Annotated in this window: 16 protein-coding genes; 5 read left to right on the plus strand and 11 right to left on the minus strand. The window is 43.8% G+C overall.

Features of this window, described 5'->3' with window-relative positions:
* Window positions 1-26 precede the first annotated feature (26 nt).
* From AC506A_RS06360 to AC506A_RS06380, 5 genes are all read right to left on the minus strand, one after another.
* Entirely contained in the window at window positions 27-893 is an 867-nt protein-coding gene (locus tag AC506A_RS06360; RefSeq protein ID WP_495460128.1) for a pentapeptide repeat-containing protein, read from the minus strand.
* Between the two features lie 298 nt (window positions 894-1191).
* Window positions 1192-1680 carry a DUF6376 family protein gene (locus AC506A_RS06365; RefSeq protein ID WP_495460129.1) on the minus strand — a complete coding sequence of 163 codons (489 nt, stop codon included), beginning with the start codon at window positions 1678-1680 and terminating at the stop codon, window positions 1192-1194.
* 151 nt (window positions 1681-1831) lie between these two features.
* A complete protein-coding gene (locus AC506A_RS06370) occupies window positions 1832-2242 on the minus strand; it encodes a VOC family protein (protein WP_495460979.1) in 411 nt (136 codons plus the stop codon).
* Window positions 2243-2625: 383 nt separating this feature from the next.
* Window positions 2626-3618, minus strand: a complete 993-nt coding sequence (locus AC506A_RS06375) for a phosphotransferase (protein ID WP_495460130.1) — start codon at window positions 3616-3618, stop codon at window positions 2626-2628.
* 125 nt (window positions 3619-3743) lie between these two features.
* A complete protein-coding gene (locus tag AC506A_RS06380) occupies window positions 3744-4232 on the minus strand; it encodes an NUDIX hydrolase (RefSeq protein WP_495460131.1) in 489 nt (162 codons plus the stop codon).
* A 174-nt stretch (window positions 4233-4406) separates the two neighbouring features.
* Here AC506A_RS06380 and AC506A_RS06385 point away from each other — a divergent pair, with 174 nt between their 5' ends.
* Together AC506A_RS06385 and AC506A_RS06390 are read left to right on the plus strand one after the other, a co-directional pair.
* Entirely contained in the window at window positions 4407-6269 is a 1863-nt protein-coding gene (locus AC506A_RS06385) for a beta-ketoacyl-ACP synthase III (protein ID WP_495460132.1), read from the plus strand.
* Window positions 6266-7141, plus strand: a complete 876-nt coding sequence (locus AC506A_RS06390; protein ID WP_495460133.1) for a DUF6999 family protein — start codon at window positions 6266-6268, stop codon at window positions 7139-7141. Before AC506A_RS06385 ends, AC506A_RS06390 begins: the two co-directional genes overlap by 4 nt.
* A 25-nt stretch (window positions 7142-7166) precedes the next feature.
* Here the strand turns inward: AC506A_RS06390 and AC506A_RS06395 are convergent, their stop codons facing one another.
* Window positions 7167-8153, minus strand: coding sequence for an N-acetylglucosamine kinase (locus AC506A_RS06395; RefSeq protein ID WP_495460134.1), 987 nt, complete (start codon window positions 8151-8153; stop codon window positions 7167-7169).
* A gap of 60 nt (window positions 8154-8213) precedes the next feature.
* Entirely contained in the window at window positions 8214-9089 is an 876-nt protein-coding gene (locus AC506A_RS06400; protein ID WP_495460135.1) for a LysR family transcriptional regulator, read from the minus strand.
* A gap of 251 nt (window positions 9090-9340) precedes the next feature.
* Between AC506A_RS06400 and AC506A_RS06405 the strand changes: the two genes are divergently transcribed.
* On the plus strand, window positions 9341-10132 hold the full coding sequence (locus tag AC506A_RS06405) for an SDR family oxidoreductase (protein WP_495460136.1): 792 nt from the start codon (window positions 9341-9343) through the stop codon (window positions 10130-10132).
* Window positions 10133-10170: 38 nt separating this feature from the next.
* Window positions 10171-10512, plus strand: coding sequence for a nuclear transport factor 2 family protein (locus AC506A_RS06410; RefSeq protein WP_495460137.1), 342 nt, complete (start codon window positions 10171-10173; stop codon window positions 10510-10512).
* A 183-nt stretch (window positions 10513-10695) separates the two neighbouring features.
* Here AC506A_RS06410 and AC506A_RS06415 read toward each other — a convergent pair whose 3' ends face one another.
* The 4 genes from AC506A_RS06415 to AC506A_RS06430 all read right to left on the minus strand — a co-directional run bounded on the left by AC506A_RS06415 (window position 10696) and on the right by AC506A_RS06430 (window position 14021).
* Window positions 10696-11145 (minus strand): hypothetical protein, encoded by a 450-nt coding sequence (locus tag AC506A_RS06415; protein WP_495460138.1) that lies wholly within the window; start codon window positions 11143-11145, stop codon window positions 10696-10698.
* Between the two features lie 211 nt (window positions 11146-11356).
* Entirely contained in the window at window positions 11357-11761 is a 405-nt protein-coding gene (locus AC506A_RS06420) for a (R)-mandelonitrile lyase (RefSeq protein ID WP_495460139.1), read from the minus strand.
* Window positions 11762-11804: 43 nt separating this feature from the next.
* Window positions 11805-13001 carry a sugar efflux transporter gene (locus AC506A_RS06425; RefSeq protein ID WP_495460140.1) on the minus strand — a complete coding sequence of 399 codons (1197 nt, stop codon included), beginning with the start codon at window positions 12999-13001 and terminating at the stop codon, window positions 11805-11807.
* 123 nt (window positions 13002-13124) lie between these two features.
* Window positions 13125-14021, minus strand: a complete 897-nt coding sequence (locus AC506A_RS06430) for an AraC family transcriptional regulator (RefSeq protein WP_495460141.1) — start codon at window positions 14019-14021, stop codon at window positions 13125-13127.
* A 171-nt stretch (window positions 14022-14192) separates the two neighbouring features.
* Between AC506A_RS06430 and AC506A_RS06435 the strand changes: the two genes are divergently transcribed.
* The gene (locus AC506A_RS06435; RefSeq protein WP_495460142.1) at window positions 14193-15044 is read left to right on the plus strand and encodes an aldo/keto reductase; all 852 of its coding nucleotides are present in this window, start codon (window positions 14193-14195) and stop codon (window positions 15042-15044) included.
* Window positions 15045-15049: the final 5 nt, after the last annotated feature.

The raw sequence follows: 15049 nt of genomic DNA on the forward strand, positions 1-15049 counted from the left end.
GTTGGAAAAGCCATTTCACAACCTCCTTATCGAACTATAACTTTAGACAAATCCGCCCCCATGCCTTTGAGCGCAGCATAGGTCAGCTTATCCATGATTGCATTGTCAAAGCAGATGGTTTTGATGGAACGGTAATACTTATTGGTCAAGGAAAAATACGCCTCAAAAGAAACATTCTTGAGTGTAGCACCTCTAAACGAAACATTGTTTAAGGCCGACTTATCAAACTTAACGCCGATAAAGGTTTGCCCGTCAAGACGCAGCCCACTCAGGTCGGAATATTTGAAGTCCACGCCGTCAAAGATACAGCCTTCAAAAATTGTTTTTCTAAGGTCGAGCTTGGTTAGCGTGACATCGGTCAGTTTAACGCCTGTGAATGTTGCTCCTTCCAGCCCCGAAGTGCTGAAGTTAGTGCGTACAAGAATCGATTCATTGAAGCTCGCATTCGACATGTCCAGAGAAGTAAAGTTACAGTCGCTGAGGTTTGCGCCATCAAAATTGGCTTGACGTAGATCGCTGCTCGCAAACGTGCTGCCGGTCAAATCTGCTTTCGAGAAGTCGGATCCTTTAACAGCACTGCCTTTAAACTGTCCTTGATGGGCCCTAACGCCTGCAAAATCGCTTTCAGCCAGATTGCTTGCGCTAAAGTTCGTTACCACCTTACGTTCCAGCGAGCGGGAGAGGTTAGCAACCTCAAGTACCGTTTGCTCGATATCGCCAATGCTATCAATGGTCATCTTGAATGCTGTTTCATCGTCCTTTCCCTCTTGAATGAGCTCACGATACCGTTCCTGCAGATCGGAGTGAAGATCCATCTTCAATTCCTCGACGCTCTTTACCCCATCGTATGATGCGAAAACGCCATTCAGATAGTTAGTCAAATTCTTATTCATAACATCCACTCTCCTTATAATAAGTTTTCAAGAGCGCGTTTTGCGTACTCCCAGTTGTTTTTGTTTCGTGTGTAAACCTCTTTACCCTTTTCGCTATCACTCATATGATCATCCCGTAGTTGTATAATACGACAAAGTACTATGACTGTCAAGGTACTATTTCGAATTAATTACCTTGCCTATTCATGGCGCTATTTGTTCACAAAAAAAGCCGCGATATCCGCGACCCTTATTGAATATATGTTCCTGTCGTCCGATTTAGCTGTCGGACTATTGCGGCTCCGTTTCACGGAGGAACTTATTGTAACAGCTTTAAGTATTTTTCAGCTTCCTTAAACTCAGGTGAGTCTTTCATTTCTTCATATAATGCTTGGAATTCTTCCGGGTTAAATGTGCCGTTATCGATCTGCTTAATGTACTCATCGATCTTCGCGTTGGCTTCATCAGAATGCGCTGCGAGTTGTTCATGAATTTTCTTCAACTTCGCCGGCGGCTCTGTTTCAGTAAGTTTCTTCAATTCTTGTTTTACAGTGACTAGTTCTTGTTTAATTTCTTTTTCCGCTGACTTCTCATTTGTGACTGCGGAATCTGTTCCATTCTTCTGATCTTCCTTTGCTTTCTGAATCAGTGCCGGCATCTTCTTATTCACGCTGCTTACAGTCGCTGCGGTTTCTTTGGTTTGTTGGGCGAATTGAACCGTTCCTATTATGGTGTCTTTGAAATATAAGAATGTTCCGCCCAATACAACTACAAGAACACCTAATACAATTAGTAATTTTCGAAACATTCTTCTTACCTCCAAGGTTGTTCGTCGTATAGTTAGACGCAATGGACAACGGATTTGTTGCGTTCAACTAGCCACCATATAAAAAGACCATCCCGTAGTGGATGGCCTTCTCCTAGCATATCATTCGGTTTAATCTTGCTCAAAATCTTCTCTATTCGCGACAAATCATCAATTTGTTTCCATCCGGATCCTTCACGACGAACCAATGATCGTGTTCAATTTCTGTTACGAGTTCCGCACCGATCTTCTTCATATAATCGAACGAACTTTGTAGATTTTCTGTCATAAGCATATAGGCAGGCGTTTCGATTGACGGAGCTCCCCCTGGTTGGTCACCGCCCCACTTTGGCATTGTATCTAGTATAATTCCGGTTCCTTCCATTGGTAAAGTGCATAAGTGGCCATTCATAATGTTGCAATCCTCTTCATTCAGCCCTAAAACCCTACAATACCAGCTGCGTGACTTCTCAATATCCCTAACGGGAACGAAAATGCTTCCGACTTTGTTTTTAATCGGACTAGCCTGCATATTGCTTTCTTTAGCATATTGTTGTTCGTTCATCATCCTACCTCCATAAATCATTTTTAGTGTGTTCGGAATCACTACCGGTCTGTAACCGTCCGGCAAATTGTTGCGTGCAGGTACTTCTCTCATGTGAACAAACCTCCTGCTTCAGATTTCGCAAGGTAAAGGCTCCTTTCCTCTAACACGGATTACAATTTGCTGCTGGATTTATCATAGCAAATAGTTCCGTAGAAGGAGTCTCTTTTCTTATCAATAACCGGAAAAACTTGCCGTTATTTGTTCGCACTTTAAACAACAAGACCGCCTTAACCTACCTGCTTGTACAGGTGATTGGCGATCTTTTTATAGTGGTTTCTCAGCAGGCTGACGGCCACTTCGCGGCATGCAAGATGAGGAGCGCGAGTTGAAATTTTTCTATGTTAATGCTGTGATATGAGGTCTACATTCCTGAAATAATTCATCTTACTATCAATAAATCCATTATCAAAGTCAGCTTTTCCTATAAGTTCTGATTCACTAAAACATAGTCCAAAGAGCCAAAGTTGTCTAAGTGCGACGAATATAGGGACAACTTTAACATCATTCTCACTGAAATATCTTACGTCCCTGTATCCTTTTAGAAACGCTTCCCATAGCCTTTCGACTTCTTCTTTATCATGCCTACTATGAATTTCTCTTGCTAATCTGAACTCTGCAATATCATAAGCTCTCCATCCATATCCACAAATATCGAAATCATAATGAGTCACTTTCCCGTCGTCCGTAAAGGCTGCATTTGTGTTGCCATGCAAATCCCCATGACATACTCCCCAATCTAAGCCTTCTTCCAAGTGGGTTATCAATTTTTCCTTTAGACGCATAGCAAGATCATGAAGAAAATCATAATCCTCTTGACGGTGTTCCATATGTAACTTAATTGTATGAAGCGGATTCTCAATCAGATGCTTCAAATCCAGATTACCTCTTGCATGTTCACTAGTAAAGGTGTCAGAAACTTTGTGAATTTGTCCTACTGCTTTTCCAAACAAGTAACTATCTTCTATAGCATGAATAGGCTTTTCATTTCCTTCAGCAAAACTAAACAAGACGCCATACTTTACTCCTTCAGAGACAAAAAATTCATTAATAAAAGTCCCGTCATTTTTTCTGATCGGTATTGAAACGTCCACACCTTGCAAATCAAGATAATTCAATAAATCTAATTCAAATGCGATCTCTGAAATATTTCTCCGATCAGCACGATAAACTCTGAAGATATATTTGGCTTGCTTAGTTTCTAATACATAAGTATCGTTCATCCCTCTAAGAAAATACTCGAAACTAATTGGCTCATCCATTTCATAATAATCTTTAATATGCGATAATATCGCTTCTTTTGACAAGAGTGAATATGCTACAGGAAATAAACGCATGCTAACCCATCCTTCTATTAATATAATTACCAATAATTATACCATATGTTGGTATATATGTATTCTCACTAGACTTGTTCCATGAGAAGAGACCATCCTAAACAGGATGGTCTCTTCTCTGTAATCTACTTCGATATATGTGTTTGGTGTTTAATTGTGAACTCGGGGTGCGTCACATACTCCATGTAATTTACCGCTCCGTTATAATCCAAATAAGCTTGATATCGCGTACGAATTGCTGGATGTGTAATGAAATCAAGAACGCGATCTTTCGCCACCCACCGGCTGTCGGTTGTTTCTTCAGAAACAGCTAACTCCCCACCGACAGGCGCACAGATGAATTCAAAAATAACTTGCGTTGGAACATCAGTCACACCATCGTACCATTTGAAAATCCCTGTATTCGAGTAGACACCAATTAAGCAGCTCACCGTGGTGTCAATGCCGCTTTCCTCTTTGATTTCACGAACCAATGCATCCATCAGATTTTCTCCTACTTCTACTTGTCCACCCGGACAAACCCAACCACCATCACGAGTTTTTACGATAAGGATATTTCCGTGCCCATCTTCCACAATGCCGGCAGCGGATACGATATGCGTTGGAAATGGCATTTATTACGACCTCCTAATGCGAGAATGATTGTATAGTTATTCCACCATTTACTCGCACGTTCCTGCCCATGAGTACTACAAAAACTTAGTACTATGTTTCCTCTCCAAAATAGATGATGATGGATCATATAAATACTAATTATTGGGAATCTGTCAGAGGAGGCGTACGATACGATGAATTCGGTATATATCACAAGCATTGGGAAGTTTCTACCCGGTTCCCCCATCGGAAATGAAGAAGTGGAGGATTATCTTGGTCGTATAGGTGGGAAAAGCTCGAAATCCATGCGCCGGATCCTTGAACAGAACCAGATCCGATTTCGGCATTATGCCATCAATAAACAACAACAAACGCTTTACTCCAATGCTCAAATGGCCAATTTAGCCATCCGCGATGCGCTTGAACGCAACAACGAAGATTTATCCGATAAGATTGACTTTCTTGCTGTAGGCACGACTCAAGGAGATCTGCTCGTCCCCGGCTTCGCGAGTATGGTACATGCTGAAACAGGCCTGCCCGTTATGGAGATCGCGACGCATCAAGGGGTCTGTGGCAGCGGAATGCAAGCCATGAAGAATGCGTTCTTACACATCCAATCGGGCGAGAACCAAGCAGCCGTTTCTTGCGCGAGCGAGTTTCCCAGCCGAATATTCAAGCATACTCGATTTGAAGCGCAAGCCAGATTTTCGGAACGCCCGCTCCCCTTCGATACCGATTTCCTTCGATTTATGTTATCGGATGGGGCTGGAGCTGCGGTGCTGCAGAATAAACCAAGCGCTAAAGGCTTGTCCCTCCGTATCGAATGGATCGACAACCAATCGTACGCTCATTTATACGATGTATGTATGTATGCGGGCATCAACAAAGATACACCTAATCACTCATCTTGGATGGATTACGCTTCCGTCCAAGAAGCAGCGGATGATGGTGCACTCAATTTGAAACAAGACATAAGACTTGTGAATGAGATGCCTAAAGTCGGCGTCAAACGCTTCTTTGAACTTGTTGAAGAAGGGCGAATAACGCCAGATGCGATCGACTGGATGGTGTGCCACTACTCTTCGCACTTTTTCCGTGATGAAATTTTTCGTCTTCTTCAACTGGGCGGATTAACGATTCCGGAGGAAAAATGGTTCACGAACCTGTATACGAAAGGCAATACGGGGGCTGCCTCTATTTATATTATGTTGGAGGAGCTTATGACCAATGGGCAACTCGTACCCGGCGAACAAATCCTATGTATGGTCCCGGAGAGCGGGAGGTTTCAAACCTCCTACATGCTGCTTACTGTTGTAGGTTCTGAGAATCAGGAAACAACTGGTCACTCTGAACGACAAGCGGAAGCACCTTTTGTCCAATTTGACGAAACCCATGCGGTTCAATCTCATTTAGTTCGTCAATTGATCAACGTGTGGATCGATTTCGAACAAAAGCTAGCTCACGTACCCGTCATTCATAAGCTTTATCAAGGTAAATTTACGCTGGATGATTATAAGCTCCTTATGGAGAACATCAGACAGCAGGTAATTGACGGTTCGCAATGGATCGCCCGCGCAGCCTCCTACATCGCCATCGAGCATATTGATTTACGTTCCTTGTTTATTGCTCATGCGCGCGACGAGCATCGTGACTTTCAACTATTGGAGAAAAATTATGTAGCTGTTGGCGGTAACTTATCTGATATTCATCTTGGCGAGAAAAATATTGGCAGCGAGGCATTGTCCGCTTACTTATTCCAGCGAGCGAGTCGGGAAAACCCGGTCGACTTAATCGGGGCGATGTGGATTATCGAAGGTCTCGGATGCCGCATGGCACGGTACTGGGGGGAAATGATCCGCGATCAATTGGGGCTTCAGGATGAACATGTCTCCTTCCTCCTCTATCACAGCGATTCCGATGAGAAGCATTTCGAACGTCTTGAAACCGTGGTGCAGCACCCTATGCTTACCATGGATATTGCCGCGAGGATGATCAAGACCGCTAAAACAACCGCCCGCTTATACTTACTCCAATTAGAGGAGCTGGGAAATACATGAGCAAAGCTGAATATTTCAATACAATGCCCCACAACAAGCTTGACCCGAATCCGTTCCTGGCGATCTACTTGGATCAGAGCATCCCCTTTAATGAGGAAGCGAAAGCCGCCTATTTAAAAGACTGCTCAAGCAGATCGAGACAATTTCTACTTCCTATATTAAGACCTTTTGCGAGACTGCTTATTATCCTTCTGCAAATCTATAAGATCATTTTCTCCAAAACATTCACGTCTTCCAAAATGCTGCACCGCACGCTGTATTGGGGAATGAGAACGTTTGTGAGCCCTGATGCAAACTATATGATCCTCCGACATTTCTATCTCGGTTCCGAAGTACTACAGTTTATTCGAGATAATGTTCCTGGCGTTCAAGTAGAGATGAACCCGCTTAAGCCGACCAACCTCAAGGAAGTAAAGGATGACTTGTTTCTCAATCACGACCTCAATTTATATAACTTTGTAATTAACCTGAACCGAGAAATTCGCGAGAAAAACATTGAGGTTTCCAAACAAGAACGATTAAACTTTACTTCCATTTCAACCGTACCCATTCCGATCGAAGAAATGCCGAATCGTTGGACTAATTTTCTTGATCTTACTACTGCAATTGAATGCTTTACACCTATTTACCAGTTTTTTCTGACCGATAATGATTTCTGGAGAGCTACGAATTCGCTGCAATTGGATGAAACGATCGGCATTCTTGCCTCCAAAATCATCGGTAACAATGATAGACTCGCTCTCATTAACAACAAACATCCCATGGTTCCATTAACTACCCTTCGCGCCGGCTTCCGCCTGGTTTTACATGGACTGGCTACGGAGCAGCTGCATGCCCTATTGGTTGAGCTCAAAAACAAACAGGCCTCCTAGCGCGGAGACCTGTTTGTTACCTTCATTAATTCAGAGAACGAGGGTGTTGACTGAGATTATGCAGAAGATCCTGGTCGATCGGAATACTCAATTGCTTTAACGCCAACAGCGCCGCCCCGGCAACCGGTGAGAATGCGGGTCTCATTAGTCTATACTTTTTGTTGTTCCCATTTCTCATGCTGGTTGCCAGACTTCGTTGGAAATAGTCACTGTTAACAACGCTGCCAATTAATGAAACGCTGATTTCTGAATCAGAAAAGTAGGAAGCGAGCATTTCTACTCCTGTCATGATCTGCTGGATTGCGCGGTCGCAGACCCGTTTAGCCATTTTACTATCTTGAACGGCAGCTTCGGTAACTGATGGTGCAAGCGCGGCAAACTTTCGATTACGTTCTCTCTGATCCGCAACAAAGCCCTTTAGTGCGAGATGTGATAACTCTTCGACAGTGGACACTTCCCAGAATTGCAGTATGTCTTTAATCAAAACCTGATCGCTATCGTCTATGTTGCCCGATAGTAGTTCAAATGTGGCTTCATAAGCAAGAAATCTGGCTGCACTGGCTGCATAATGCTGCAGGTCATAATTCCTGATCTGCTGCCCTTCCTCAGTTACGGCATAGATTATAGACCCTGTTCCTGATATTACAATAATTCCCGGCTCTGTAAGAAGGGCTCCACTGTGAGCGACTACTGCATCATTGACGTGTTGCTTCTTGCAATCTAATCCCTCTAATTCGGTCAATGGCAGTACCCATTCGAGATCTTCCCGGGAATCGAAACCTGCAATACCTCCCGTCAAAGCCTTCACATGGTTCACGGATTTTCCCGATTGACGTAATACTTCTTCAATAGCCCACTGCACATTTTCCCTTGCTTGCAAATCCTTATGTATCGAAGAGCCGCCATGCTCGATGTAGGATAAAACGTTTCCAGCAAGATCTACGGCCATTACCCGCGTGTGGGTGCCGCCACCATCAATCCCAATAACAATTTCTTCTGTACTGCGTACCATGCTCGACCTCTCCTCATGTTTAGTCCATTCCAAACTTATTTCGAAAGTCCCTCCACTATATTATTCGAACTTTTCTTCAAGATAGTTAACGAATCTTTGAGTAGCCGGCGAAAGGAACCTGTTTTTTTTGTATTGCAGACCAACTTCCCAAACCCACCCTTTGTCCTCAATCTTGATCCAGCTCAAGCCTTTGAGCTCCAGTCCAGCTGTTCTTGGCAATACAGATACCCCAAGTCCCGCCGAAACAAAACCTGCCACTGTCGGCAAATCATCAGCATCGTAAGTAGAGGCTAACGTAAAGTTCATATGATGGACACGGGCCAATAGTGAATCCTTCAGCGAACAGTTTTGCTTTAAACCTACAAAAGGCTCTCCGTTTATCTCCTTCAAGCTACTCGATTCCTGATTGGCAAGTGGGTGCTCGGATGAGACGATGATATACAGCGGTAATGAGAGAATCGGCAGCCATTCATACGTATCTCCCACAGGTCTTTCAGAAGTTATCATCAAATCCGAATCGCCGCGCTCCACGTGTTCTAGAATCAGTCCCTTGTCACCATGCGTCAACTTAAACGTGATTTTGGGATTAGCTTGCTGATATTCTCGAATGAGATGTGGAATTAAATCAACGCCCAAGATATTTAAATAAGATAGATGAATGACACCGGAATCCGGGTTGGAGCATTCTTCAATTTCCTGTTTCCCACGCTCCACCTCCATCAATATCTTCTCCACACGCTTCATTAACATTGTACCGTATCGGTTAATCTGCAGATTTCTACCCTTTCGTTCAAATAAAGGGACACCGAGCTCTGCTTCTAGTTTAGAAATCGAGTGACTTAGCGCAGGTTGAGTAACTGATAAAGTTTCTGCAGCTTTCGTCAAATGCTCCATTCGGGCAACTGTCAAGAAATACTCCAACTGGGTAAGCTCCATAGAATCCTCCTGCATGAATCCTCGACATCATTTTTTGTTGTAATCATACAGATTCTCTTTGATCGAAGCAAGAATGGACTTAGACATTTGAACAAAAACTAAACACATCTACTGAATCAATGAAGTTAAACTCATGAATTTAAATAATTAATTATATTAAAAATATAAATTAGAATAATCTTTTTGATCAGAGTATGCTAATTCATGTGATCGAGAACATCTATGAAAACTCACGAGGAGGATTTAGTCATATGAATTTTGCATCTTATGAGCATGAATTTCAAGGTAAACGAGCATTAGTAACGGGAGGAACAAAAGGGATGGGCTATGCAATCGTGAAGCGGTTGGCCGAAGCTGGAGCCACAGTGCTTACAACGGCGCGTACAATCCCGACGCATTACGATATTCCCGGTGTTCACTTCATTCAAGCCGATATTACAAATCCCGAAGGTACGGCGGTTCTTGTTGAAGCTGTTAAAGAGAAGTTGGGCGGTATCGACATTCTTATTAATACAGTCGGCGGTGCAGCTACGCCTCCTGGCGGTGCCTTGGCCTTAACGGAGGAAGATTGGCTAGAAACGTTGAACATGAATTTGCTTGGATCTGTCCGATTGGACAGAAGTTTGCTCCCTCTGATGGTAGAGCAAGGGAAAGGTGTCATCATCCATGTGAGCTCTATTCAGAGAAAGTTGCCACTATACGAAACGACTTTGGCGTACGCTGCATCTAAAGCCGCGTTGACCAACTACAGCAAAGGCTTGTCTAAGGAGTTTTCGCCAAAAGGAATTCGTATCAACACGATTGCGCCGGGCTTTATTCAGACGGAAGCGGCGGATCGGATGATTGACCGGATCGCGACGGTCGCTGGTAGCCGAGAAGCGGCGCTGCAGGAACTTATGAACTCGCTCGGGGGCATTCCCATTGGTCGTCCTGGTCTGCCTGAGGAAGTCGCGGACCTTGCCGCTTTCTTGGTTTCCGATCGCTCAGCTTCGATTACGGGAAGCGAGTATGTCATTGACGGCGGTACAGTGCCTACTGTGTAATAGACTTTCTGTTCATGCTAAAAGGGGAGGAATTATATATGATTCAATTACCAGATGCAGTTAAAGCTTATTTTCATGCTTCAAACGAGGAACAATTGGATTCTTTTCTTGCTGCATTCCACGAGGATGCCTACGTCTTTGACGATAATCGAGAATTTATTGGTCTCGAAGCTATCTGCAATTGGAGCAAATCCGAGATTTTGGGTGCTCACGTTCGTTTCGAAATAACCGATGCTATAGAGCAAGACGGTGCGTATGCTGTCATCGCGTCAATTGACGGCGACTTTGACAAAACGAATTTGCCCAAACCTTTCTTATTGAAGCACACATTTAAGCTGTCTGACGGTACAATTAAAGAGTTGCATGTATCCTTGCCCTAAACAGAGAAAGGCATTGTTTTAAAGCATTGCTGAGGCACAGTAGAAAAGTTGCGTCGGCCGTACGCACATGTCCAACGGTGTTACGGGATGACTTTCCAAAGCTAAAAGCCCGTTTGAACCTAAGTTCAAACGGGCATTGTCTTTCCAGATGGTATCACGACATCCTCGGTAAAATGGAATTTGCTATAATTTATTGTCTGTTGTTCCAGCTGCAGCGATTCCGCCAAAACTGATTGGTCCATCGAGGTTCATACCTGCGACCGATGCAGCTAAAAACATTGTATAGCGGATTTGATCAGTTACGACAACTGCTGGGGGGAAGTCCTCAGCGTGAAAAGTAATAAATTCACGAGCGGCTAAACCAGTAGTTAATGAGTAAATCAATGTGCCTGAACCTGGTGTGTTTCCGCTGTTTCTTTCCACAGTAATTGTAATCAAGCCTGCACTTGCAGCACTTATCCCTACTGTGCCCCACAAGGCTACTCTTACACTGTCTTGATTAGGTGTTCCGACAGCGGCAGCCGTCTGAAGACCAATATCTCCAAAAAGAGCGGGCGTAGTCGGGACTGGAGAAGTACCTGAGCTATTATTGCTTGCTTCAGAAAGTCGTAAATCAAGAAATTGAATGGCCAATATTTGCACCTCCTACTATTTTTGCTATTGGCAATATATGAAATATTTCATATATTGCGTGGACTGCTGCGAGAATGGAAACCTGTCTCAATTCAAATATGGTGAATACCGTTCTAACTCATTCAACACGATTATCATCCTATTGTTTATATCACGCTAAATAACACAAGGAGAAAGGCAATAGCCTTCCTCCTTGTGTTTGTCTTCAAACTTATTGGTCGTTCGCATTGTATTGCTCGTCGCTGACTTGCTCCAGCCAATCGACCGTTGAACCGTCAAGACGTTCTTGGATGGCAATATGGGTCATAGCAGTGGTTGGTGATGCTCCGTGCCAGTGTTTCTCGCCTGGCGGGAACCAAATGACGTCCCCGGGACTGATGTCCTCAATCTGGCCTCCCCATCGTTGGACTCGTCCTTTTCCTGCCGTTACGATTAGGGTTTGCCCCAGTGGATGCGTATGCCACGCTGTCCGAGCCCCCGGCTCGAACGTCACGCTGGCGCCAACTCCGCGCGCAGGCTGTGGTGCTTCAAACAGCGGATCGACGCGCACCGTGCCGGTAAAATATTCAGCTGGTCCTTTTCTTGAAGGTTGTGAACCAATTTTATGGATTTCCATTTGTCTAAACGCCTCCATTTAGTGTTGTGTATAAACCGGATTATTAGGTTACTGCTGCTTCAATCTTCCTATGAGGTCTTGTGCTCCATAAGATAAAGAACGAAACAACTGCAATTGCTAAGCATACCCAATAAACGTCACGAATCCCTGCAAACTGAGCGATGAGACCCCCGCTTAAATTCCCTAATAGCCTACCAATAATGGTCCCGTTGTAGTAGATCGTCGAGGACATCCCAGGTGAATTCGGAAACCGCTCATTGAAATAACTTAGTCCGTTGCCCATTACAATGGCTACGAACGTTGCCTGTAGAAGCTGAGCAGCGATAAGCTGCCAAGTAGCCGTAGAAATACTCAAGATGATGTTGTAGGTTACTGCAATAAAGCAGGCGCTGATCAGCAAAGAATGATTAGATACCTTTCTGCCCAAGGCGCCAAGTGCAAGCATAATTGGAATCTCCAAACCCGCACATAGGCTAACAACCAGTCCGACATCGGTATGCGTTCCATGCAGCTCGTTTACAATAAACAACGGCGTTACAATCCCGTTTATGGCATTGATCGCAAATAGAAAGATGAAAGCCATGAGCGGATACCAGATCAGCCTGCGATTGAATGATGTGTCACCACTACTTGCAACCTGCTTCTTCTTGGCTGCTCTCCTAGGCAGATATAGAAACACGAGCGATGCGATAGTTAGAAATATGGATGAAGTTCCCAGAAACAGTGCCTTATATCCAATTGCGCCTAAGAATACGGTGCCGACTAAAGGACCGATCAAGAATCCGAGAGATACAAGGGAACGCAGGGTAGACATTGCAAACGTCTTGTCATCGGAGTTGCTTTCATTTGCCGATTCCTGAGCATAAGCATAAATTTGAGGCATGGCGGCAGCTCCCAAACCACTGAAAAAACTTACGACGATTAGCAAGGTCAAGAAATGATCAAATGCTAAATAGGAGGAGTAGGCTATTGCCGATGAAACCGTGGCTATAACAATAATGAATTTCCGATCCAGCTTGCGATCCGAATGTTTACCAATAAATGAGTTCGCCAGCACGCCACTCAATGAACTTACCGCAGTGAAGAAGCCAAAGGCTCCCGCACTCATGCCGAGCTCTTCCGTACAATAGAGAGCTAAGTACGGCATTGTAATCGAAATCCCTATGCCGACCAAGAAAACACAAATGACAAACAAGCTGTATCCCTTGATGGCAAACATTTTTTTCAATCGTGCGTACAAATGAAGTCTCCTTACCTTAAAACAATTTTGATGCAGCTGAAAATGGCTATCCTCGTTCCTTATTATGCGACAAATGGAAAAGCAACCGTTACCTCATTCTTCTCAATTCGTTGCCTAATCCTCTCAATGCGCTCGAAGCCGATTAATATCTTGCTTAGGCGGAAGTCCAAACATGCGAGAATATTCACGGCTGAATTGGGAGGTGCTTTCATACCCTACTCGATAGGCCACATTAGCGGCGTCTGCTGATTCGGTTAATAATAGGCGCCGGGCTTCCTGAAGTCTCATTTGTTTCTGAAACTGTATGGGACTCATGGCTGTAACTTCTTTAAAGTACCGATGAAACGTCGAAACACTCATATTCGCTAGATCTGCAAGCTCTTCGATTCGAAAAGAACGATCATAATTGTCCATGATATGTTCAATGACATCTCTGATTTGGTGGATGGAGCTCTCTTCCATTACAATCCCCTTCAAAATATCCCCATTCTGACCTTGCAGCACCCTATAAAGAATTTCATTCGTATAGAGCGGAGCAAGCATCGGAATATCGTTTGGGTTATCTAACAAACGGGCTAACCGGATGACCGCATCCAATAATGACGATTCAATATGGCTGACATACATGGCGCGCCTATTATGTTCTCTTGGAATAGCTCGTAGTTCAGAGTCATGTAAAACCTTTAGGATTTGACTAGGTGAAAATTCAAGCTTGAGACCTAAATAGGGTAAATCGGGACGGGCTTCAGTGACTTGGGAGGTAACGGGTAAATGAACAGATGCCACCAAGTAATCAGAAGGACTATACTTGAAGCGATCCTGTGAAAGCCAAACTTCCTTCGCCCCTTGCAGGATCATACAAAAGGAAGGCTTGTATACACCGTGGCTAGGTTCGGAGGTTTTGGACCGGCGTAAGAAATATAAGGATGGAATTGCGGTTTTATGAACGCCGTCCCCATCTGAATGATGTTCGATAATCGTGATGAGTTCCTGCTGTTTCGTCATGACATTTTCAGACATTAGATCCTCCCCGTTCCGTCTCTTCTATAGTTCAATTATAGTTCAATTGTTATTGTTACTTAAGTAGTAGTGAGAGGATTAGGCAAACATTTGATACGAATGGTATAACAACCACTTTAACAACCGATGCATAATAAGGACATAACCATTACAACATTGGAGGATTTTTATATGCAAAAAGTAACGTTAAACAACGGTATTGAAATGCCTCTGCTCGGTTTTGGAGTTTTTCAAATTCGAGATGAACAGGAATGTGAGCAAAGCGTTTATGACGCTATTATGGCGGGCTATAGACTAATTGATACCGCTGCCTCTTACTTAAATGAGGAAGCCGTTGGCAAGGCGATCAAACGAAGCGGTGTAGCAAGAGAAGAGTTATTTATCACAACGAAACTTTGGGTTCAGGATACCGGTTATGAACGTACCAAGGAAGCATTCGCGAAATCACTGGCTCGTCTTCAATTGGATTACTTGGATTTGTATTTAATTCATCAGCCGTATGGAGATGTTTACGGTTCTTGGCGCGCGATGGAAGAATTGTATCGTGAAGGTAAAGTAAGGGCAATTGGCGTCAGCAACTTTCATGAGGATCGTCTAATCGATTTGATCCTTCATAATGAAGTTGTACCTGCCGTAAACCAAGTGGAAACACACCCGTTCAACCAACAGATCGATAATGCGAAATTCATGAACGAACATCAAGTTCAAATTGAATCCTGGGCACCTTTTGCCGAAGGGAAAAATAACTTGTTCGAGAACGAGGTTTTGGTCTCTATTGCCGATAAGGTTAATAAATCCGTTGCTCAAGTCGTATTGCGTTGGTTGATTCAAAGAGAAGTCGTTGTCATTCCGAAGTCGGTTCGTAAAGAAAGAATTATTGAAAACTTCAATATCTTTGATTTTGAGTTAGGCGAGCAGGATATGGAGTCGATTGCGTCTTTAGATACGAAACAGAGCCTGTTCTTCTCTCATCGAGATCCGGAAATGGTGAAATGGATCGGCACCCGGAAGCTCGAGATCTAACCATC

The sequence above is a fragment of the Paenibacillus sp. N22P23 genome, from assembly GCF_059383735.1.

Coding starts and splice junctions, on each gene's coding strand:
- AC506A_RS06360 (WP_495460128.1), bottom strand. CDS start 893: ATGAATAAGAATTTGACTAACTATCTGAATGGCGTTTTCGCATCATAC.
- AC506A_RS06365 (WP_495460129.1), bottom strand. CDS start 1,680: ATGTTTCGAAAATTACTAATTGTATTAGGTGTTCTTGTAGTTGTATTG.
- AC506A_RS06370 (WP_495460979.1), bottom strand. CDS start 2,242: ATGAACGAACAACAATATGCTAAAGAAAGCAATATGCAGGCTAGTCCG.
- AC506A_RS06375 (WP_495460130.1), bottom strand. CDS start 3,618: ATGCGTTTATTTCCTGTAGCATATTCACTCTTGTCAAAAGAAGCGATA.
- AC506A_RS06380 (WP_495460131.1), bottom strand. CDS start 4,232: ATGCCATTTCCAACGCATATCGTATCCGCTGCCGGCATTGTGGAAGAT.
- AC506A_RS06385 (WP_495460132.1), top strand. CDS start 4,407: ATGAATTCGGTATATATCACAAGCATTGGGAAGTTTCTACCCGGTTCC.
- AC506A_RS06390 (WP_495460133.1), top strand. CDS start 6,266: ATGAGCAAAGCTGAATATTTCAATACAATGCCCCACAACAAGCTTGAC.
- AC506A_RS06395 (WP_495460134.1), bottom strand. CDS start 8,153: ATGGTACGCAGTACAGAAGAAATTGTTATTGGGATTGATGGTGGCGGC.
- AC506A_RS06400 (WP_495460135.1), bottom strand. CDS start 9,089: ATGGAGCTTACCCAGTTGGAGTATTTCTTGACAGTTGCCCGAATGGAG.
- AC506A_RS06405 (WP_495460136.1), top strand. CDS start 9,341: ATGAATTTTGCATCTTATGAGCATGAATTTCAAGGTAAACGAGCATTA.
- AC506A_RS06410 (WP_495460137.1), top strand. CDS start 10,171: ATGATTCAATTACCAGATGCAGTTAAAGCTTATTTTCATGCTTCAAAC.
- AC506A_RS06420 (WP_495460139.1), bottom strand. CDS start 11,761: ATGGAAATCCATAAAATTGGTTCACAACCTTCAAGAAAAGGACCAGCT.
- AC506A_RS06430 (WP_495460141.1), bottom strand. CDS start 14,021: ATGTCTGAAAATGTCATGACGAAACAGCAGGAACTCATCACGATTATC.
- AC506A_RS06435 (WP_495460142.1), top strand. CDS start 14,193: ATGCAAAAAGTAACGTTAAACAACGGTATTGAAATGCCTCTGCTCGGT.